Source organism: Streptomyces otsuchiensis, from assembly GCF_004305975.1.
GTDB lineage: Bacteria > Actinomycetota > Actinomycetes > Streptomycetales > Streptomycetaceae > Streptomyces > Streptomyces otsuchiensis.
In genome coordinates, this window is the sequence record NZ_BHZI01000020.1 from 1 (window position 1) to 20,002 (window position 20,002).

Here is a 20,002-nt window from a genome sequence, read left to right on the forward strand (position 1 = left end):
GTCGGCCTGGCCGAGGGCGAGTTGGGCGTCGCCCAGGTAGAGCAGCCAGAAGCCTTCGGGGGCGTGGTCGCGGAGTGCCAGCCCGATCTCGACGGCCTCCTCGGCTGCTTCCAGCGCGGCGTGGGTGTCACCGCGTTCGAGCAGGAGGGCGCTGCGCATGCGCAGGACGTTGCCCACGCTGCGCTGGTTGCCGGCTTGCCGGTGGAGCTCCAGCGCCTCGTCGAGCGGGGCGGCCGCCTCGTCGATCCGTCCCGCCTCCAGCAGCGCCTCGGCCAGATTGGCCCGCGCCACCGCCTCCCAGTGCGCGTCACCGAGGGCGCGAAAGATCTCTGCTGAATCGCTGAGACGAGACTCCGCGTCCGTCAGCCGACGGGAGCGGAGGTCGATCAGAGCCAGGGCATTGAGCGCGGACGCCTCGCCCTCGCGGATTCCGAGTTCACGCCAGATCGTCAGAGCTTCCGCGTTGAACCGTTCCGCCGTCCGGTGCTCGTTGATGCCGCGGAGTGAGAGGCCCATGGTCTCCAGCAGGCCGGCCTCTCCCACGCGGTCGCCCAGGCGGCGTGCCGCACGGAGACCGACCTCGGCCGTGGCCAGCCACTCCGTCTCCGGTGCGGACGGGCCTCGCGTGCTCCAGAGCACCGCGGCAAGCTGCCAGGCCTGCCGGTCCATCCGGGCTTTCTCGGCGGCACTCACGGCGGCCATCAGGTTGCGCTGCTCCCGTTCGCACCAGTCCATCGCCTGGTCGTAGTCCGAGAAGGTCTGAGGAGTCACGGCTTCGTCCGGGGGCCCGAGGCCGATCTGCTCTTCCGGGGCACGCCATTTCCGTGCGTTGTCCGCGGTGAACAGGTACCAGTCGACGACTCGGCGGAGTGCCGCCGTGCGACCGTCCGCGGTTTCGTGGGTGCGGGCTGTCTCGTGGGCGTAGGCACGCAGCAGGTCGTGGAACTCGAACCGGTCCGGAGCCGTCTGCTCCAGCAGGTGGGCGCCGACCAGATCGTCGAGAAGCCGGCGCGCGTGGCGGGTGTTGACGTCCGCGAGTGCGGTCACGGCCCCGAGTCCTATGTCCGACCCCGGGTGCGTCCCGAGAAGCCGGAAGAGGCGTGCGCTGTCCGGGGACAGCGCACGGTAGGACCACGCGAACACGGACCGCACGGCCTCACTGTCCTGTCCGCCGCCCGTGCTCAGGGCGTCCCAGAGCGCTGACTCGTCACGCAGTTGTTCGATGAGGTCATCCAGATCCATGTAGGGGTGGCTCGCGGCGCGTTCCGCGGCGACGCGCAGCGCGAGCGGTAGATGGGCGCAGAGGCGGGCCAGCTCGGCGATCTTCTCGGTGGCGTCCTCCGTGCGGTAGCCGGAGGTGACGGCACGGATCAGCGCGACGGCCTCCGGCTCCGGGAGCGTGCCCAGCGTGATGCGACGCGCGCCGTCGTGGACTGCCAGACCGGACATGCGGCTGCGGCTGGTCACCAGCACCAGACAGCCCGGGTGGCCCGGCAGGAGCGGTCTGATCTGGGCGGCCGATGCCGCGTTGTCGAGGACGATGAGCATGCTCCGGCCGGCCAGAACGCTCCGGAACAGCGCCGCGGCGGAGTCGGCATCCGCGGGCACGCGCTCGGTGGACACGCCCAGCGCCGTGAGGAAGCCGTACAGAGCCGCCCAGGTGGTGACCGCCTGGCCCGGGTCGTAGCCGCGGAGGTTCACATAGAGCTGCCCCTCGGGGAAACGGGCTTTGGCCCGGTGAGCCCAGTGCAGGGCGAGCGCGGTCTTACCCGCCCCGGCCGTGCCGGCGATCACGCAGACGTCCACTACCGTCGTGTCGCCGTCCTCGGTGGCGAGGATGGCGTTGAGGTGTCGGAGTTCGGACGTCCTGTTGACGAAACCGCGTATGTCACGGGGGAGTTGCTGCGGCGTCCAGTGAGCGGCCGGAGGCTCCGGTGACAACGACGGCTGGTGGAAGTGGATGCCGCCGCTGACCCGGCCCGCCTGTACGACGTCCCGGGAGGTGCCGCCTCCGATCTCGTTGGCCTTCGCTTCCTCCGTCGGCCCGCCGGAGTCCTGTGCGTCACTCATCTATCGCGCACTCGTGTTCGGCGGAGGCAGGTGGGCGACCTCGCGGTCGAAGAATGACAGCACGTCCTCGCCCGAGTGGTAGAGGTCCCGGATGAAACCGCCCCAGCGAGCGACCGTCGCCGTGCTCGTGAACCGCGTCGCTCCGTCCAGCGCCCCCCGGTCGTCGTAGGCGACCTGGTAGAGCGCACGGTCGCCGAGGACCACGACCTCCGGCAGGGCGCCCGCGGTCTCGAGGTCACCCAGCGCTTCGGCGGCTACGACGCGGATGTGGTTACCGGCTGCCGCCTGTACGCGGAACGAGTGCAGTTCCCACTGCAGGTAGGGCGTGAGCGGCTTCTCCACGACACGCACCCGGTGGAACGGAGTGCCGCGTTCCCGGTCCTGCGCGGTCTCCTCCGCCAGGTCGGCGAAGCACTCCTGGTGCTGACGCAGGGCGTCCTCCCAGCGGCCGGCCCGGAAGGACCGCCAGGAGTCGCCTTCGTCCTCGAACTCCTGGGCTCGCTCGAACTTCCAGGACTGCTGGTGGCGCAGCCCTGCCTGGACGGCCCGGAACTCCCGGCGATAGGCGTCGGTCGTCAGCCGTTCGCCTTCGGACGGGGGCAGGAGCAGCCGTCCCGCGTCGGCCCAGCCGGCGTGCTCAGTCATCGGCGATGTCCGGCTTCGCCGATCGCAGCATGGTGCCCGGGACGACGACGAGTCGCTCGTCGGTCGCGATGGTGACGTCCGGCGGGAGCCGGGCGGCGTAGGAGTCGGTGAGGTCACGGCCGATGACGGCGATGTCCCCGTTGTCCAGCTCCCAGATGTCCGGGCAGCCGTCGCGGCCGTTGGTGCTGCCGAGCTGTGCGGCGGACATCCCGAGCCGCCGCGCGAACCCCGCGGACGGATCGGCTTCCCACGGACGATCCACGACGCATCACCCCTCCCGTGCAGTCGACTACCCATTGTAGTGATGGGTGTCACTCCCAGCGCAGGGTCGTTCAGGTCAGTTTCGCGTCGGAGAGCGGCGGCGGAGCGGCGCGGGTGGAGGGGGAACGACGGCGCCGTCGCCGTCCCCTGGCGGGGGGACGGCGACGGCGTCGTGGCACCCGACGTTCGGGGCGTCGGGTGGTATCGGGACCGACGCGCGGGGCGCCGGGTGTGGTTCCGCTCGCGGCGGATCCGTTGGGAGGTTCCTCGGCCCGAGGTCAGCCGATGCGGACTGCGCCGGAGGGCTGGGAGTAGCTGAGGTCCTGCTCGACCACGCCGGTCGAGGGGTTCTGGGCGCCGACGAACCGGCCGCCGCCGACGTAGATCGCCACGTGGTAGGCGCTGCCGCGTCCGCCCCAGTAGAGGATGTCGCCGGGCTGCGCCTCGCTGACGGAGATCGCGGTGCCCATGCCGGACTGCTCCTGCGAGGTGCGCGGCAGGGAGATACCGGCGTTGGCGTAGGCGGCCTGGGTGAGGCCGGAGCAGTCCCAGGCGCCGGGGCCGGTGGCGCCGAGCTGGTAGGCGCCACCCACCTGGGAGCGGGCGAAGCCGACGATGCCGGACCCGTTGCCGGGGGCGGCCGGGGCGGACTCCTGGGCGGCGGGCGCGGAGCTGTCCGAGGTGCCGGCGGACGCGCTGAGCGGGGCGCGTTCGCTGCTGCGGGAGGCGGCGGTGGCCTCTTCCGCGGCGCGGCGCTCGGCCTCCTCCTCGGCGGCGGCCTCGCGGGCCTCCTCCTCGGCGCGGGCCTGCTCGGCGGCACGCTCGCGCTCGGCCTTCTCCTCCTCCGCCTTCTGCTTGGCGGCGGCCTTCTCGGCACGCACCCAGGCGCGGGTGTGGGCGTTGTCGAGGTCGGCCGCGGAGATGTAGCGCTCGGTCGCCTCGGCGGCCCGGGCGGCGCCGGCGACGTGGACGGTGCTGAGGGTGGTGACCTCGCCGGTGACGACCGGCAGTTCGCCGGTGGCCTCGGTGGGCTTTTCGTCGGCCGGTGCTGCGCTCGCCGGGGCGGCGACCGCCATGGTGCCCAGCACGCCGGAGAGCACACCGCCGCGGAGCAGACGGACGGTGCGAGCCTGGCGCGGCTTGCGGTGCCGTCCGGCGGTACGAGTGGTGCGGATTGGGGACATGGGCACCAGCCGTATCAAGCGCTGCCAACTGTGCTCAAGAAACGTGTAATGCGACACAAGTACCCATCACGCGCGGGGAGATGTCCCTTATGTCGCGCGTACGGCGTACGTCTCCGCTCGGAGCGCGCCGGCCGCGCGGGCTCGTGCGCTGGCGATTGTCCGAAATGGCCGTTGTTCGGGGAGGCTTAGCACGTGAGCCGACCCCCGGGCAATGGTGATCATCGACGGCCCGTCAGCTCGTGACGCAGCTCATAACCGGCGAAGGGTGCGATCTCAGTCAGCGGACGACCCGCCGGGCGGGTGTGCCGACACGGTCATCGTGATGCGCCGGTGACCCCGCGACCGTCGGCGCAGCCTCTCCGGTCGGTGTCCCCGCTCGCCGTTGCCGCCAACCGTCGCGCGCGCCGGATGCGACGCAGACCACAGCCACGCGGTGGGATGCCCGCAACCCGTGCTCAGTGGGTGAGGTCGCCCATGATCTCCATCGCCCCGTCCGCGAGGAGGCGGTCGGCCACCCCGGTGCCGAGCGAGTCCGGGTCGGCACCATGCCCGTCGGCCTCCACCATGCGCTCGCCGTCGAGGGAGAAGACCCGGGCCCGCAGGGAGAGCGTGCCGTCGGTCATGGCGCGGCCCAGTGCCGCGATCGGGCTGTTGCAGTGACCGCGCAGCCGCCGCAGCAGCGCGCGCTCGGCCTCCGTCTCCCGCCGGGTGACCGGGTCGTCCAGCGGCCGGACCGCCGTCAGGGCCCGGGCGTCGTCCTCCCGGCACCGCACGACCAGCGTTCCCGCGCCGACGGCGGGCAGCATGGTGGCGGTCGGCAGCAGCTCCGCGATCCGGTCGGCCGCGCCGATCCGGGCCAGCCCGCAGGCGCCGAGGACCAGGGCGTCGTACTCGGCCGCGTCCAGGCGTTCCAGGCGGGAGTTGACGTTGCCGCGCACCGCGCGGGTGGACAGCGCCGGGTGGTGGCGCGCCAGCTGCGCCACCCGGCGCACGGCCGAGGTGCCCACCACCGCCCCGGGCGGGAGCCCGGGAAGTCCGGCCGGGCCGCCGCGGTCCCCGGCCCCGGGCGGCACGAGCCCGCTCCGCAGGACCAGCGCGTCGCGCGGCTCGTCCCGGGTCAGGTACGCCGCCAGCAGGGTGCCCGGCGCCGGGGGAACGTCACCGGGCAGGTCCTTGACGCAGTGCACCGCCACATCGACCTCGCCGCGCAGCAGGGCGTCGTCCAGCTCCCGGCTGAAGGCGCCCTTGCCGCCGAGCCGTGACAGGGAACCCGACCAGCGGTCGCCGGCGGTGGTGAACCCGACCGCCCCGGTTCTCAGCTCCGGCCGTGCCACGGCCAGCTCGCGGCGGACCCGCGCCACCTGCGCCATGGCCATCGGAGACGAACGGGACCCGATCCGGAGCACTTCGAGCGGCATGCGGCCACGCTAGTGACGCGGCTCCGCGCGGGGAACGCAGAACGGACGTGCAGGGGGTGGTGCCCAGCGCCGGCCCGGCCCGGGTCCGGGAGGCGGTCGTGTCAGCGGCCCAGTTCCCGGGAGATGCGGCCGAGCTGCTCCAGCCGCTGCTCCAGCGTCGGGTGCGAGGAGAGCAGCCGGCTGAAGGACTGGCCGGAGAAGGCCGGGGCGAAGAAGAAGGCGTTGAAGGGCTCCGCCTGCCGCAGATCCCGGGTCGGGATCTGCGCCATCTGGCTGCTGACCTTGGTCAGTGCCGACGCCAGCGCGGAGGGCTTGCCGGTCAGCAGCGCCGCCCCGCGGTCGGCGGAGAGCTCCCGGTAGCGCGAGAGGAGCCGGGTCAGCAGGAAGCTGATCGCGTACACCACGGCGCTGACCAGCGGAATGATCAGGAAGAGCAGCTGCGCCTGGTTGTTGTTGCCGCCACGGCCGCCGCGCATCATGCCGCTCCACAGGGCCATCCGCGTGACCGTGCCCGCCAGCACCCCGAGGAAGGAGGCGAACGTCATCACGGCGACATCGCGGTGCGCGACGTGGGACAGCTCGTGCGCCAGGACGCCCTCCAGCTCCTCCGGCTCCAGGCGGCGCAGCAGGCCGGTCGTCGCGCAGACCAGGGCCTTCTTCTGGCTGCGGCCGGTGGCGAAGGCGTTGGGGACATCGGTGTCGGCGATGGCGACCCGGGGCTTGGGCAAGTCGGAGAGGGCGCAGAGCCGGTCGATGGCGGCGTGCAGTTCGGGCGCCTGCTGGGGCGTGACCTCCTTGGCGCCCATGCTGTACGCGGCGATCTTGTCGCTGAACCAGAACTGGGCGATGAAGAGGCCACCGGTGAAGACCAGCACGAACGGCCAGGCGCTCTGGAACGCGGCCAGCAGAACGCCCACCAGCACCACGTAGAGCAGACCGATGAAGAACATGGTGGTGACCATGCGGCTGGTGAGGCCGCGGTCGGGTGCGTAGCGCGTGCGGGTCATGGTTCTCGCCTCCTGCTTCGGACCTTACGCCCGGAGACGTCGGAGTGACGTCAGTCCCGGGTCGGAACGCGGGTGTGCCGGGTTCGGCCCCGGGGAGGAGGCGCCGCCTCGCAGGTGGGGGTGCCGCCGCCCGTCGTTCCTTCGCGCTCCCTGCCCGGTGCGGCCGGGCGCATGCGGGTGGGTGGCGCAGCCCACGGTCGGCACAGAGAGCACTAGAGAGCACAGAGAGAACGGAGGGCACAGAGGCACAGCGGCGGGGTTCGTGACGGCGAGCGGTACCGCGGCGCCGCTTCCGTCCGTCGGGCGTCAGTCCGCGGTGAGTCCCGGGGCGCCCCAGACCGGGAACCAGCGGGTCAGGTCGCTCTCCGTGCGCAGATCGTCGCCGAGGGCGCTGTTGATCTGGATCTCCAGCGGGTTGTCCCGCTTCTCGCCGCCCCCGACCACCGGGGCGAACGGATAGAAGGTGCCGCGCTTGTACAGGTAGACGAGCGCCAGCGGGCGGCCCCGCGTGTCCCGGAACCCGACGAGGGAGCAGAGCAGCTGCGGGCCGAAGCCGGCGCTCTCCAGCGAGGTGTTGACCGCGTGCAGGTCGTTGACCAGCGAGACGAGGTCGTCCGGGTCGCGGCGGCACAGCAGCCAGCTGTAGCCGTAGCGGTCACGGCTGGTCTCGGCCTCGCGGCCGAGCAGGGCGGTGGTGTCCTCCTCCAGCCGGCTGAAGGCGCCGCCCTCGGCGCCGGCGAAGCACACCGAGCCCAGTCCGGTCGGCGTGAAGCCGGAGGCCGCCTGGAGGGTCACGGCGGCGGAGGGCAGGGCGAAGAGCTGGTCCAGGTCGGGCTGAACCGGCTTGCGGCGTCCGAAGATCGCGTCAAGGAATCCCATGGTGCGCCCAGCGTAGTAGAGGGGTGCGGCGGTGACAGGTCCCGCCACCGCCGGCCGGGGGTCAGGCCCACCACTGGTCGTAGGCGAGGCGGCTCACCAGGGCCACCACCACGACCAGCAGCACGATCCGGACGAATCGGCTGCCGTTGCGCATCGCCATGTGGGCGCCGGCCCAGCTGCCGGCGACGTTGAAGACCGCCATCAGCAGTGCGAGTTGCCAGAGCACAGTTCCGTGAATGGCAAACGCGACCAGGGCGCCCAGGTTGGTGCCGACGTTGACGACCTTGGCGGTGGCCGAGGCGGACAGCATGGTCATGTGCAGCAGCCCGACGAAGGCGATGATCAGGAACGTGCCGGTGCCCGGGCCGAGCAGCCCGTCGTAGAAGCCGATTCCGCCGCCCGCGACCAGCAGGGCGAGGGCGGCGCGGCGACGGGTCGCCACCCGTCCGCTGTCGACCGTCCCGAACGCGGGGCGCAGCACCACGAAGGTCGCGACGGCCAGGAGCAGCACCATGATCAGCGGTTGGAGCACCTCTTTGCTCACCGCGGTCGCGAACGATGCGCCGACCGCCGACGAGAGGCAGGCCACGGCGCCGAACCGCAGCGCGAGGCGGACGTCGACGGGGTGGCGGCGGGCGTAGGTGAACGCGGCCACGGTGGTGCCGGTGATGGCGACGGCCTTGTTGGTGCCCAGCGCGTAGGCCGGCTGGTGCTGCGGCAGGCCCAGGAGCAGCGCGGGCACCAGCAGCAGGCCGCCACCGCCGACCACGGCGTCGACCCAGCCCGCGAGTGCGGCGGCCACGCACAGCATCACCAGGACGGGCAGGGACAGCTCCAGCATGGGCGCCAGCCTACGGACGCGCGCCGGGGCGCGTGCCCGCGGCCCGCGACTCCCCACGCCCCGCCCGTCCTCGCCCGCCCCCACTCGTAAGACCGGGGCAACAACGCGTTAACGCTGATGAAACATCTGATTCCTGGGCGTCACCGCCGGATCCGCCCGATACCTCGCACGGGCTGTTCGGGACAAATTTGCGATGAGACGGTCGGGGCTGATAGCACGGCCGCCGCCGGCGAGGTGGTCACGGGTTCCCCGGATCACCTCGCGTGCTCCGGCCGATACCAACAGTGGAGGAACGGTGACGTCTCTCACCTGCGGTTTCGTCAAGGTGGCACCCCGGGTGGGGGAGATCACAAAGATCAATGAGGACCCCGTGTCACAGCTCACAGGGGTCGAGGCATAGGATGCCTTCGTGCTTGTGAACTGACTCACATAGAAGTGATCTTCTTGTAGCAGCGCCGTCGACTGGAAGGAGCGAGGTGCGGTGAACGCGTACGTTCCCATCCTCGTGCTGGGCGCCCTGGGGGCCGCCTTTGCCGTGGGCTCCGTGATCGCGGCGGCGATCATCGGCCCGAAGCGCTACAACCGTGCCAAGCTCTCGGCCTACGAGTGCGGCATCGAGCCCACTCCGCAGCCGGCGGGCGGGGGGCGCTTCCCCGTCAAGTACTACCTGACGGCGATGCTCTTCATCGTCTTCGACATCGAGATCGTCTTCCTCTACCCGTGGGCCGTCCACTTCGACGCCCTGGGCATGTTCGGCCTGGTGCAGATGGCGATCTTCGTCGGCCTGATCGGTGTGGCCTACGCCTACGACTGGCGCCGAGGGGGGCTTGAGTGGGACTGACGACACCGCCCACCGCGGCTCACTCCCCGCGCCCGGCGTACGCCGGCCAGGCCGGCCGGCCCCTCCGCCGAGCGGACACGAAAGGCATCTGACATGGGTCTCGAAGAGAAAATCCCCAGCGGGTTCATGCTCACGACCGTCGAGAAGATGGCCGGGCTCGCCCGCAAGTCCTCGATGTTCCCCGCCACGTTCGGCCTCGCCTGCTGCGCCATCGAGATGATGACGACCGGCGCCGGCCGCTACGACCTGGCGCGCTTCGGCATGGAGGTCTTCCGCGGATCGCCGCGCCAGGCCGACCTGATGATCGTCGCCGGCCGGGTCAGCCAGAAGATGGCGCCGGTCGTGCGGCAGGTCTACGACCAGATGCCGAACCCCAAGTGGGTCATCTCCATGGGCGTCTGCGCCTCCTCCGGCGGCATGTTCAACAACTACGCGATCGTGCAGGGCGTCGACCACGTCATCCCCGTCGACATCTACCTCCCCGGCTGCCCGCCGCGGCCGGAGATGCTGATGGACGCCATCATCAAGCTGCACGAGAAGATCAAGGACGAGAAGCTCGGCGTCAACCGCGAGGCGGCCGCCCGTGAGGCGGAGGAGGCGGCCATGAAGGCGCTCCCGACGATCGAGCTGAAGGGGCTACTCCGGTGAGTGACGCCAAGGACAAGGGCAACGGTTCCCCCGCGAACAGCGGTCCGGACAAGGCCGCTTCGGAGAAGGCGGCCTCCCCGGCCCCGGCCGGGGCGCCGGAGGACAGCCAGCTGAACGACTCCGCCGGGGCGCTGCCCGCCTCGGTCCACGCGCCCGGCGAGGTCATCGCCGAGCGGCGCGGCATGTTCGGCGCCAACAACGGTGGTGACACCTCCGGTTACGGCGGCGTCCGGCGCACGGTGCGGATGCCCGCCGCCACCTCCCGGCCCTACGGCGGCTACTTCGACGAGGTCGCCGACGAGCTGGAGGGCGCCCTGGAGGAACAGGGTGTCGACCCGGCCGCCGTGATCGAGCGCACCGTCGTCGACCGCGACGAGGTCACCTTCCACATCGCCCGCGAGCACCTGCTCCGGGTGGCGCGGACGATGCGGGACGACCCGGCGCTGCGCTTCGAACTGTGCACCGGCGTCAGCGGTGTTCACCTGCCGACCGACACCGGCCGGGAGCTGCACGCGGTCTACCACATGCGGTCCATCACCCATGGCCGCCTGGTCCGGCTGGAGGTGACCGCTCCCGACGCCGACCCGCACATCCCGTCGATCGTCTCGGTCTACCCGACCAACGACTGGCACGAGCGGGAGGTCTACGACTTCTTCGGGCTCGTCTTCGACGGCCACCCCGCGCTGACCCGCATCATGATGCCGGACGACTGGCAGGGCTTCCCGCAGCGCAAGGACTACCCGCTCGGCGGCATCCCCGTCGAGTACAAGGGCGCCCAGATCCCGGCTCCCGACCAGCGGAGGTCGTACTCCTGATGTCCACCTCACACCCCACCGCGCCGGCGGGCGCGCGCGAGACCACCGAAGGCACCGTCTACACCCTCTCCGGTGGGGACTGGGACGCCACGGCCGAGGCCATCGCGCGCAGCGACGACGAGCGGATCATCGTCAACATGGGTCCGCAGCACCCGTCCACGCACGGCGTGCTGCGGCTGATCCTGGAGATCGACGGCGAGACGGTGACCGAGGCCCGCTGCGGCATCGGCTACCTGCACACCGGCATCGAGAAGAACCTCGAGTACCGGACCTGGACGCAGGGCACCACCTTCGTCACGCGCATGGACTACCTGACGCCGTTCTTCAACGAGACGGCGTACTGCCTGGGCGTGGAGAAGCTGCTCGGGATCACCGACGACATCCCGGACCGCGCCAATGTGATCCGCGTGCTGCTGATGGAGCTCAACCGCATCTCCTCGCACCTGGTCGCCATCGCCACCGGCGGCATGGAGCTGGGCGCCACCACGGTGATGATCTACGGCTTCCGGGACCGCGAACTCTGCCTGGACGCCTTTGAGCTGATCACCGGGCTGCGGATGAACCACGCGTACGTGCGGCCCGGCGGACTCTCCCAGGACCTCCCGCCCGGCGCCGTCGACCACCTGCGCGACTTCGTCAAGAAGATGCGCAAGAACCTCGTCGAGTACGACCAGCTGTGCTCCGGCAACCCGGTCTTCAAGGCCCGCCTGGAGAACATCGGTTACCTCGACCTCGCCGGCTGCCTGGCGCTCGGCGCCACCGGGCCCATCCTGCGCTCGGCGGGCCACCCGCACGACCTGCGCAAGACCGACCCGTACTGCGGCTACGAGACCTACGACTTCGAGGTCCCGACGACCGACACCTGCGACTCCTACGGGCGGTTCCTGCTGCGCGTCGAGGAGATGCGTCAGTCGCTGCTGATCATCGAGCAGTGCCTGGACCGGCTGGAGCCGGGCCCGGTGATGGTCGGGGACAAGAAGATCGCCTGGCCCGCGCAGCTCGCGCTCGGCCCCGACGGTCTCGGCAACTCCCTGGACCACATCCGGAACATCATGGGCACCTCGATGGAAGCCCTGATCCACCACTTCAAGCTGGTCACCGAGGGCTTCCGGGTCCCGGCCGGACAGACCTACACGGCTGTGGAGTCGCCCAAGGGCGAACTCGGCGTCCACATCGTGAGCGACGGCGGCACCCGCCCCTACCGGGTCCACTTCCGCGACCCCTCCTTCACCAACCTGCAGGCCACGGCTGCGATGTGCGAGGGCGGCATGGTCGCCGACGTCATCGTCGCGGTGGCGTCCATCGACCCCGTGATGGGAGGCGTCGACCGATGACGGAGGCTGCCAACGCCGCCGTGGGACTGGGGATGCCCCAGCTCCCCGCGCCGGACTACCCCGCCGACGTGCGCGAGCGGCTGGCCGCCGACGCGGCCGAGATCATCGCGCGCTACCCGGGCAGCCGCTCTGCGCTGCTGCCGATGCTGCACCTGGTGCAGTCGGAGGAGGGGTACGTCACCCGCACCGGGATGCGGTTCTGCGCCGACCAGCTCGGCCTGACCACCGCCGAGGTGACCGCGGTCGCGACGTTCTACTCGATGTACCGGCGCAAGCCGTCCGGCGACTACCAGGTCGGCGTCTGCACCAACACCCTGTGCGCGGTCCTGGGCGGCGACGCCATCTTCTCCGCGCTGCAGGAGCACCTTGAGCTCGGCAACGGCGAGACCACCGAGGACGGCAAGGTCACGCTGGAGCACATCGAGTGCAACGCGGCCTGCGACTACGCCCCGGTCATCATGATCAACTGGGAGTTCTTCGACGACCAGACGGTCGAGTCGGCCAAGCAGCTGGTCGACAAGCTCCGCGCCGGCGAGGAGGTCGTCCCCACCCGGGGCGCCTCGCTCTGCGACTTCAAGCAGACCGCCCGCATCCTGGCCGGCTTCCCCGACCCGCGCACCGGCGCGGTCGACGCAGGCGGCACCGGCGGCGCCGCCTCGCTGGTCGGCCTGCGGATGGCCAACGGCGAGCAGCTCCCGGCCGGCCGCCCCGCCGCCGGCGCGGGCCGCCACCCCGGCGGCGACGTCCCGCCGCAGAACCTCAGCTCCCACGACGCGCCGGAGGAGACCTCCGCCTCCGACCCCCACCACCCGGCCGGCCCGGCCGCTGAGGAGGGTGAGTGACCGCCATGTCCACCGACGCGACGCGCGACGCCGCCACCGCCAAGGACCTCCTCACCCCGGTGCTCTCCGCCAACTGGGGCGACACCGACTCCTACACGCTGGACGGCTACCGCCGCCACGGCGGCTACCGGGGCCTGGGCAAGGCCCTGGCCATGGACCCCGACGAGCTGATCGCCTACGTCAAGGAAGCCGGTCTGCGCGGCCGGGGCGGCGCGGGCTTCCCCACCGGCATGAAGTGGCAGTTCATCCCGCAGGGTGACAACAAGCCCCACTACCTGGTCGTCAACGCGGACGAGTCCGAGCCGGGCACCTGCAAGGACATCCCGCTCCTCTACGCCAACCCGCACTCCCTCATCGAGGGCATCGTGATCGCCTGCCACGCGATCCGCGCCTCCCACGCCTTCGTCTACCTGCGCGGCGAGGTCGTCCCCGTGCTGCGGCGGCTCCACGCAGCCGTGGCCGAGGCGTACGCCGCCGGCTACGTCGGCAAGGACGCCCTCGGGCCCGGCAAGGACCTCGAACTGGTCGTCCACGCCGGCGCCGGCGCCTACATCTGCGGCGAGGAGACGGCTCTGCTGGACTCGCTGGAGGGCCGTCGCGGCCAGCCGCGACTGCGCCCGCCGTTCCCGGCCGTCGCCGGTCTCTACGCCTCCCCGACGGTGGTCAACAACGTCGAGTCCATCGCCTCCGTGCCCGCGATCATCGACCGCGGCAAGGAGTGGTTCCGCTCCATGGGCAGCGAGAAGTCGGCCGGCTTCACCCTCTACTCGCTCTCCGGGCACGTGGCCCGGCCCGGCCAGTACGAGGCGCCGCTCGGCATCACGCTGCGCCAGCTCCTGGAGCTGGGCGGCGGCATGCGCCCCGGCCACCGCCTGAAGTTCTGGACGCCCGGCGGGTCCTCCACGCCGCTGCTGACCGACGAACACCTCGACATCGCCCTGGACTACGAGGGCGTGGCCGGGGCCGGCTCGATGCTCGGCACCAAGGCGCTCCAGTGCTTCGACGAGACCACCTGCGTGGTCCGCGCCGTCACCCGCTGGACCGAGTTCTACGCCCACGAGTCGTGCGGCAAGTGCACGCCCTGCCGCGAGGGCACCTACTGGCTGGTCCAGCTGATGCGCGACATGGAGGCCGGCAAGGGCTCCATGGCGGACCTGGAGAAGCTCCTCGACATCGCCGACAACATCAACGGCAAGTCGTTCTGCGCTCTCGGCGACGGCGCCGCCGCCCCGATCATCTCCTCGCTCCAGCACTTCCGCGAGGAGTACGAACAGCACGTCACCGGCGGTGGCTGCCCGTTCGACCAGTCCAAGTCCACCGTCTGGGCGGACGACCGAGACGCTTCCCAGGAGGTGAACGCATGACTGTCACCACCACCTCCGGTACCACCGGCGGAACCCCGGCGCTTCCCCCCGAGGACCTGGTGACGCTGACGATCGACGGCATCGAGATCTCCGTGCCCAAGGGCACCCTGGTGATCCGCGCCGCCGAACAGCTCGGCATCGAGATCCCGCGCTTCTGCGACCACCCGCTGCTCGACCCGGCGGGTGCCTGCCGCCAGTGCATCGTCGAGGTCGAGGGCCAGCGCAAGCCGATGGCGTCCTGCACCATCACCTGCACCGACGGCATGGAGGTCCGCACCCAGCTGACCTCCAAGGTCGCCGAGAAGGCGCAGGTCGGCGTGATGGAGCTGCTGCTCATCAACCACCCGCTGGACTGCCCGGTCTGCGACAAGGGCGGCGAGTGCCCCCTGCAGAACCAGGCCATGTCGCACGGCCAGGCCGACTCCCGCTTCGAGGGCGTCAAGCGCACCTTCGAGAAGCCGGTACCGATCTCCACCCAGGTGCTGCTGGACCGCGAACGCTGCGTGCTGTGCGCCCGCTGCACCCGCTTCTCCAACCAGATCGCCGGCGACCCGATGATCGAACTCCTGGAGCGGGGAGCCCTCCAGCAGGTCGGCACCGGCGAGGGCGAGCCGTTCGAGTCGTACTTCTCCGGCAACACCATCCAGATCTGCCCCGTCGGCGCGCTGACCTCCGCCGCCTACCGGTTCCGCTCCCGCCCCTTCGACCTGGTCTCCTCGCCGAGCATCTGCGAGCACTGCTCGGGTGGTTGCGCCACCCGCACCGACCACAGGCGCGGCAAGACCCTCCGGCGGCTCGCCGCGGAGGACCCGGAGGTCAACGAGGAGTGGATGTGCGACAAGGGACGCTTCGGCTTCCGCTACGCGCAGCTCCCCGACCGCCTCACCGTCCCGCTGGTCCGCGACGCCCAGAGCGGTGAACTCACCCCCGCCAGCTGGCCGGAGGCCCTGGCCGCCGCCGCGGCGGGGCTGTCCGCGGCCCGCGCCGACGGCGGCGTCGGCGTCCTGACCGGAGGCCGGCTGACCGTCGAGGACGCCTACGCCTACGCCAAGTTCGCCCGCGTCGCGCTCGGCACCAACGACATCGACTTCCGGGCCCGGCCGCACTCGGCCGAGGAGGCCGCGTTCCTCGCCGCGCATGTCGCCGGCAGCGGCGTCGACCACGGCGGTCCGGTCGACTACCGCGCCGTGGAACGCGCCCCGGCCGTGCTGCTGGCGGGGCTGGAGTCCGAGGAGGAGGCGCCCGGCGTCTTCCTGCGGCTGCGCAAGGCGCACCGCAACCGCGGCCAGCAGAGCTACTCGCTGGCCACCCACCTCACCCGGGGCCAGCAGAAGGCCGGCGGCGTACTGCTGCCCGCCGCACCCGGCACCGAGACCGAGTGGCTGGAGGCGCTGGCCGCCGGCGGCGGTCTGGAGGGCGCGGCCCAGGCCGCGGCCGACGGGCTGCGTCTGGAGGGCGCGCTGATCCTCGTCGGTGAGCGCCTGGCCATGGTGCCCGGCGCGCTGACCGCCGCCGTCGCGACCGCCGGTGCGACCGGCGCCCGCCTGGTGTGGATTCCGCGCCGGGCCGGGGAGCGCGGCGCCGTCGAGGCCGGCGCCATGCCGGGCCTGCTGCCGGGCGGCCGGCCCGACCACGACATCCTCGCCCGCCAGCAGACCGCCGCGGTCTGGGGCGTCGACGAGTCGGCGCTGCCCGACCGTCCCGGCCGCGACACCTCCGGCATCCTGCGGGCCGCCGCCGACGGTGAGCTGGCCGGACTGCTGGTCGGCGGCGTCGAGACCGCCGACCTGCCCGACCCGCGCGCCGCGCTGGCCGCGCTCGACCGGATCGCCGCCGACGGCTTCCTGGTCAGCCTGGAACAGCGCCCCACGGAGGTCACCGCCCGCGCCCATGTGGTGCTGCCGGTCGCCGCGGTCGCCGAGAAGGGCGGCACCTTCCTCAACTGGGAAGGCCGCTACCGCCCGTTCGAGGCCGCCATCGCGTCCGACCAGATGACCCGCCGCCATGTGCAGCCGGACGCACGGGCGTTGCACATGCTGGCCGACCATCTGGACGTGCCGCTCGGGCTGCACGACCTCAACAGCACGCGACGCGAGATCGGTGAGTTCGCGGCCTGGAACGGCGAGTTGCCGCTCGGGCCCACCGCCACCGCCGCGATGCCCCCGGCGCCCGCCGCCGGTGAGGCCGTGCTCGCCGGCCACCGGATGCTGCTCGACCAGGGCCGCCTCCAGGAGGGCGACCGGGCGCTCGCCGGTACCCGGCACGCCTCGCCCGCCCGGCTCTCCGCCGCCACCGCTGCCGCGGCCGGCATCGCCGACCGTCAGCCGATCGCCGTGACCGGACCGGCCGGGAAGGTCGAACTCCCGGCACTGGTGACCGAGATGCCCGACGGCGTGGTCTGGCTGCCGCTCAACTCCTTCGGCGGCGGGCTCTACCACGACCTCGGCGCGCATCCCGGCGAGCTGGTCAAGATCGCCGTGTCCGAGCCCTCGGACCAGGCCCCTGAGGAGAAGGGAGGGAACGCCCGATGACCGTGCTCGCCCAAGAGGCGGATCTGTCGATGTTCGGCAACGATCCGTTCTGGCTGATCCTGCTCAAGGCGGTCGCCGTCTTCGCGTTCCTGATGGGCACCGTGCTGATCTCCATCGTCATGGAGCGCAAGGTGCTCGGCTGGATGCAGCTGCGGATCGGCCCCAACCGGAACGGTCCCTGGGGCATGCTCCAGTCGCTGGCCGACGGCGTGAAGCTGATGTTCAAAGAGGACATCGTCGTCAAGGGCGCCGACAAGCCGGTGTACATCCTGGCGCCGATCCTCGCCACCGTCCCGGCGTTCATGGCCATCGCGGTCATCCCCTTCGGCCCCGCCGACGACCCGGTGTCCATCTTCGGGACCGAGACCGTGCTCCAGCTGACGGACCTGCCGGTCGCGCTGCTGTACGTGCTGGCCACCGGCGCCATCGCCGTCTACGGCACCGTCCTGGCCGGCTGGTCCTCGGGGTCGACCTACCCGCTGCTCGGCGGTGTGCGCGCCACCGCGCAGATCATCTCCTACGAGGTCGCGATGGGTCTGTCCTTCGCGGCCGTCTTCCTCTACTCCGGTTCGATGTCCACCTCGGGCATCGTCGCGGCACAGGAGGACCGCTGGTTCGTGATCCTGCTGCCGGTGTCGTTCCTGATCTACATGATCGCCATGGTCGGCGAGGCGCACCGCCCGCCGTTCGACATGCCGGAGTCCGAGGGCGACCTCGTCGGCGGGTACCTCACCGAGTACTCGTCGATCAAGTTCGCCTTCTTCATGATGTCCGAGTACATCCACATGGTGACCGTCTCCGCGCTGATGGTGACGATCTTCCTCGGCGGCTGGCGCGCGCCCGCGCCGATCTCCTGGTGGGACGCGGCCAACACCGGCTGGTGGCCCATCCTGTGGTTCACCATCAAGCTGCTCGCCGTCATGTTCTTCTTCGTGTGGATCCGCGGCACGCTGCCCCGGGTGCGCTACGACCAGTTCATGAAGCTGGGCTGGAAGGTCCTGATCCCGGTCGCGCTGGTCTGGCTGATGCTGGTCGCCACCGTCCGCGCCTTCCAGAACGACGGCCGCTCCTTCAGCGACATCCTGCTGTGGGTCCTCGGCGGTGTCGTCGCCCTGCTGCTGGTCTCGCTGGTGATCGACACGCTGCGGGACCGCAGCGAGCGGGCGAAAGCGGCCGCGGAGCCCGAGGAGCCCGACTTCGATCCCATGGCCGGGGGCTTCCCCGTGCCGCCCAAGCCCGGCCAGACACTGCCGCCGGTCCCACGCCGCCCCTCACGGGCCGAGCGGCACCGGGCGACCGTCGCCGCACCGAGCGGTGCGGGGACCGAGCCGGAGGACGAGGCCGTCCACGACGCACCGAGCGACGCACGGAAGGAGGACGGCGATGCCTGACTTCAACAACCCGGTGGCCGGCTTCGGCGTGACCTTCAAGGGCATGTTCAAGAAGCGGCTCACCGAGCAGTACCCGGAGGAGAAGAAGCCCACCGCGCCCCGCTTCCACGGCCGCCACCAGCTCAACCGCCACCCGGACGGGCTGGAGAAGTGCATCGGCTGTGAGCTGTGCGCCTGGGCCTGCCCGGCGGACGCCATCTACGTCGAGGGCGCCGACAACACCGACGAGGAGCGCTACTCCCCGGGTGAGCGCTACGGCCGCGTCTACCAGATCAACTACCTGCGCTGCATCCTGTGCGGGCTGTGCGTGGAGGCGTGCCCGACCCGCGCGCTGACCATGACCAACGAGTACGAACTCGCGGACCGCAGCCGCACCTCCCTGATCTTCACCAAGGAGGAGCTGCTCGCGGGCCTGGAGGACCGGATGGTCGAGGCGCCGCACGCGATGTACCCCGGCGCGGACGACCAGACCTACTACCGCGGTGAGGTCCCCGGCGCGGCCGAGGGCACCGTGCGCCAGGTCGCCCGCTCCAAGGGCGAGTCCGCGCCCGGCGAGGAGGTCACCGAGGACGACGCGTTCGCCGCGGCGGCCTCCCTGGCCGACCCGGCGGGCCGCCACCACGGCGACAACGTGGGCGACGACGGCGAACCGCCGGAGGTGCGGTGATGAGCACGCTGACCGCACTGTCCTCGCTCGCGGCGGAGACCTCCACCTCCGGTGGCGAGGCCGCGCAGTTCTGGATCCTCGCGCCGATCGCCGTGGCCGGCGGGCTGGGCACGGTGCTGATGCGCCGGGCCGTCTACTCGGCGCTCTGCCTGGCCGGGACCATGGTCATCCTGGCGCTGTTCTACCTGGCCAACGGCGCCTACTTCCTCGGCGTGGTGCAGATCGTCGTCTACACCGGCGCCGTGATGATGCTCTTCCTCTTCGTGCTGATGCTGGTCGGTGTCAGCGCGGCGGACTCCCTCAAGGAGACGTTGAAGGGGCAGCGGCTCATCACCGCGGGCTTCGGGCTCGGCCTCGGCATCCTGCTGATCGCCGGTATCGGCCAGGCGTCCGTGGGCTCCTTCACCGGGCTGGCGGAGGCCAACGCGCAGGGCAACGTGCAGGGCCTGGCGTCGCTGCTGTTCACCCGCTACATGGTCGCCTTCGAGGTGACGGGCGTGCTGCTGACGGTCGCCGCCGTGGGCGCCACCATGCTGACCCACCGCGAGAAGATCGAACGCTCCAAGTCCCAGCGGGAGCAGTCGGAGGAGCGGGTCAAGGACGGCACCCAGGTGCCGCCGCTGCCCGCGCCCGGTGTCTACGCCCGCCACAACGCGGTCGACATCCCCGGCCTGCTGCCGGACGGCACGCCCTCCCCGCTGACCGTCAGCGCCACGCTCCAGGAGCGTGGCCAGGTCCGCGAGGTGCACCACGAGGCGATGGGTTCGCTGGCCGCGCTGGAACAGCGGACGGCCGACCACCAGAACCGGCCCGGTTCGGTCAGCGGCGCGCTGGGTCCCGGCGCCCGCCCCGAACGGGAGTCCAACCGGGGCGAGTCCGGCTCGACCCGTACCACCGACGCGACCGGCACCGCCGGCGACGACGGTGACAGCGACGGCGCCGAGGAGGCCGGCAAGTGAGTCCCGAGAACTATCTCCATCTCTCGGCGCTGCTGTTCACCATCGGTGCCTGCGGTGTGCTCCTGCGCCGCAACGCCATCGTGGTCTTCATGAGCATCGAGCTGATGCTGAACGCCGCCAACCTGGCGCTGGTCACCTTCTCCCGCATGCACGGGAACCTCGACGGCCAGATCATGGCGTTCTTCGTCATGGTCGTCGCCGCCGCCGAGGTCGTGGTCGGGCTGGCGATCATCGTCATGGTCTATCGCTCGCGCCACTCGGCTTCGGTCGACGACGCAAGTCTGATGAAGCTGTAAGGCCAGCGG

The 20,002-nt window shown here is 71.4% G+C and carries 19 protein-coding genes; 11 read left to right on the top strand and 8 right to left on the bottom strand.

Annotation, left to right across the window (positions count from 1 at the left end):
• From E0D90_RS03690 to E0D90_RS03725, 8 genes are all read right to left on the bottom strand, one after another.
• On the bottom strand, positions 1 to 2,070 hold a 2,070-nt coding region (locus E0D90_RS03690; RefSeq protein WP_130796579.1), incomplete at its 3' end, for an ATP-binding protein.
• The gene (locus E0D90_RS03695) at positions 2,071 to 2,715 is read right to left on the bottom strand and encodes a DUF6879 family protein (protein ID WP_130796580.1); all 645 of its coding nucleotides are present in this window, start codon (positions 2,713 to 2,715) and stop codon (positions 2,071 to 2,073) included.
• Positions 2,708 to 2,977 carry a hypothetical protein gene (locus E0D90_RS03700; protein WP_130796581.1) on the bottom strand — a complete coding sequence of 90 codons (270 nt, stop codon included), beginning with the start codon at positions 2,975 to 2,977 and terminating at the stop codon, positions 2,708 to 2,710. Before E0D90_RS03700 ends, E0D90_RS03695 begins: the two co-directional genes overlap by 8 nt.
• A 277-nt stretch (positions 2,978 to 3,254) precedes the next feature.
• A complete protein-coding gene (locus E0D90_RS03705) occupies positions 3,255 to 4,160 on the bottom strand; it encodes a C40 family peptidase (protein WP_130796591.1) in 906 nt (301 codons plus the stop codon).
• A gap of 455 nt (positions 4,161 to 4,615) precedes the next feature.
• A complete protein-coding gene (gene hemC, locus E0D90_RS03710; RefSeq protein ID WP_130796582.1) occupies positions 4,616 to 5,578 on the bottom strand; it encodes a hydroxymethylbilane synthase in 963 nt (320 codons plus the stop codon).
• Between the two features lie 101 nt (positions 5,579 to 5,679).
• The gene (htpX, locus tag E0D90_RS03715) at positions 5,680 to 6,585 is read right to left on the bottom strand and encodes a zinc metalloprotease HtpX (protein WP_103503479.1); all 906 of its coding nucleotides are present in this window, start codon (positions 6,583 to 6,585) and stop codon (positions 5,680 to 5,682) included.
• A gap of 306 nt (positions 6,586 to 6,891) precedes the next feature.
• Positions 6,892 to 7,464: a PspA-associated protein PspAB gene (gene pspAB / locus E0D90_RS03720; RefSeq protein ID WP_103503500.1), complete on the bottom strand. Its 573-nt coding sequence runs from the start codon at positions 7,462 to 7,464 to the stop codon at positions 6,892 to 6,894.
• Positions 7,465 to 7,525: 61 nt separating this feature from the next.
• Positions 7,526 to 8,305: a sulfite exporter TauE/SafE family protein gene (locus E0D90_RS03725; RefSeq protein WP_130796583.1), complete on the bottom strand. Its 780-nt coding sequence runs from the start codon at positions 8,303 to 8,305 to the stop codon at positions 7,526 to 7,528.
• Positions 8,306 to 8,786: 481 nt separating this feature from the next.
• On the opposite strand from E0D90_RS03725, the gene E0D90_RS03730 reads away from it, so the two are divergent.
• From E0D90_RS03730 to nuoK, 11 genes are all read left to right on the top strand, one after another.
• The gene (locus E0D90_RS03730) at positions 8,787 to 9,146 is read left to right on the top strand and encodes an NADH-quinone oxidoreductase subunit A (protein WP_103503480.1); all 360 of its coding nucleotides are present in this window, start codon (positions 8,787 to 8,789) and stop codon (positions 9,144 to 9,146) included.
• Between the two features lie 93 nt (positions 9,147 to 9,239).
• Positions 9,240 to 9,794, top strand: a complete 555-nt coding sequence (locus E0D90_RS03735) for a NuoB/complex I 20 kDa subunit family protein (protein ID WP_103503481.1) — start codon at positions 9,240 to 9,242, stop codon at positions 9,792 to 9,794.
• A 131-nt stretch (positions 9,795 to 9,925) separates the two neighbouring features.
• The gene (locus E0D90_RS03740; protein WP_227869970.1) at positions 9,926 to 10,609 is read left to right on the top strand and encodes an NADH-quinone oxidoreductase subunit C; all 684 of its coding nucleotides are present in this window, start codon (positions 9,926 to 9,928) and stop codon (positions 10,607 to 10,609) included.
• Positions 10,609 to 11,943, top strand: a complete 1,335-nt coding sequence (locus E0D90_RS03745; RefSeq protein WP_103503482.1) for an NADH-quinone oxidoreductase subunit D — start codon at positions 10,609 to 10,611, stop codon at positions 11,941 to 11,943. Before E0D90_RS03740 ends, E0D90_RS03745 begins: the two co-directional genes overlap by 1 nt.
• Positions 11,940 to 12,785, top strand: a complete 846-nt coding sequence (gene nuoE / locus E0D90_RS03750) for an NADH-quinone oxidoreductase subunit NuoE (protein ID WP_103503483.1) — start codon at positions 11,940 to 11,942, stop codon at positions 12,783 to 12,785. The genes E0D90_RS03745 and nuoE overlap by 4 nt, the downstream gene beginning before the upstream one ends.
• A gap of 5 nt (positions 12,786 to 12,790) precedes the next feature.
• Positions 12,791 to 14,149, top strand: coding sequence for an NADH-quinone oxidoreductase subunit NuoF (nuoF, locus tag E0D90_RS03755; protein WP_103503503.1), 1,359 nt, complete (start codon positions 12,791 to 12,793; stop codon positions 14,147 to 14,149).
• Complete coding sequence (locus E0D90_RS03760) at positions 14,146 to 16,680, top strand: NADH-quinone oxidoreductase subunit G (protein WP_130796584.1); 2,535 nt, start codon at positions 14,146 to 14,148, stop codon at positions 16,678 to 16,680. Before nuoF ends, E0D90_RS03760 begins: the two co-directional genes overlap by 4 nt.
• Entirely contained in the window at positions 16,677 to 18,071 is a 1,395-nt protein-coding gene (gene nuoH / locus E0D90_RS03765) for an NADH-quinone oxidoreductase subunit NuoH (protein WP_103503485.1), read from the top strand. The genes E0D90_RS03760 and nuoH overlap by 4 nt, the downstream gene beginning before the upstream one ends.
• Positions 18,064 to 18,738 carry an NADH-quinone oxidoreductase subunit NuoI gene (nuoI, locus tag E0D90_RS03770; protein WP_103503486.1) on the top strand — a complete coding sequence of 225 codons (675 nt, stop codon included), beginning with the start codon at positions 18,064 to 18,066 and terminating at the stop codon, positions 18,736 to 18,738. The genes nuoH and nuoI overlap by 8 nt, the downstream gene beginning before the upstream one ends.
• On the top strand, positions 18,738 to 19,697 hold the full coding sequence (locus E0D90_RS03775; RefSeq protein WP_103503487.1) for an NADH-quinone oxidoreductase subunit J: 960 nt from the start codon (positions 18,738 to 18,740) through the stop codon (positions 19,695 to 19,697). Before nuoI ends, E0D90_RS03775 begins: the two co-directional genes overlap by 1 nt.
• Positions 19,694 to 19,993 (top strand): NADH-quinone oxidoreductase subunit NuoK, encoded by a 300-nt coding sequence (gene nuoK / locus E0D90_RS03780; RefSeq protein ID WP_103503488.1) that lies wholly within the window; start codon positions 19,694 to 19,696, stop codon positions 19,991 to 19,993. The genes E0D90_RS03775 and nuoK overlap by 4 nt, the downstream gene beginning before the upstream one ends.
• Positions 19,994 to 20,002 lie beyond the last annotated feature (9 nt).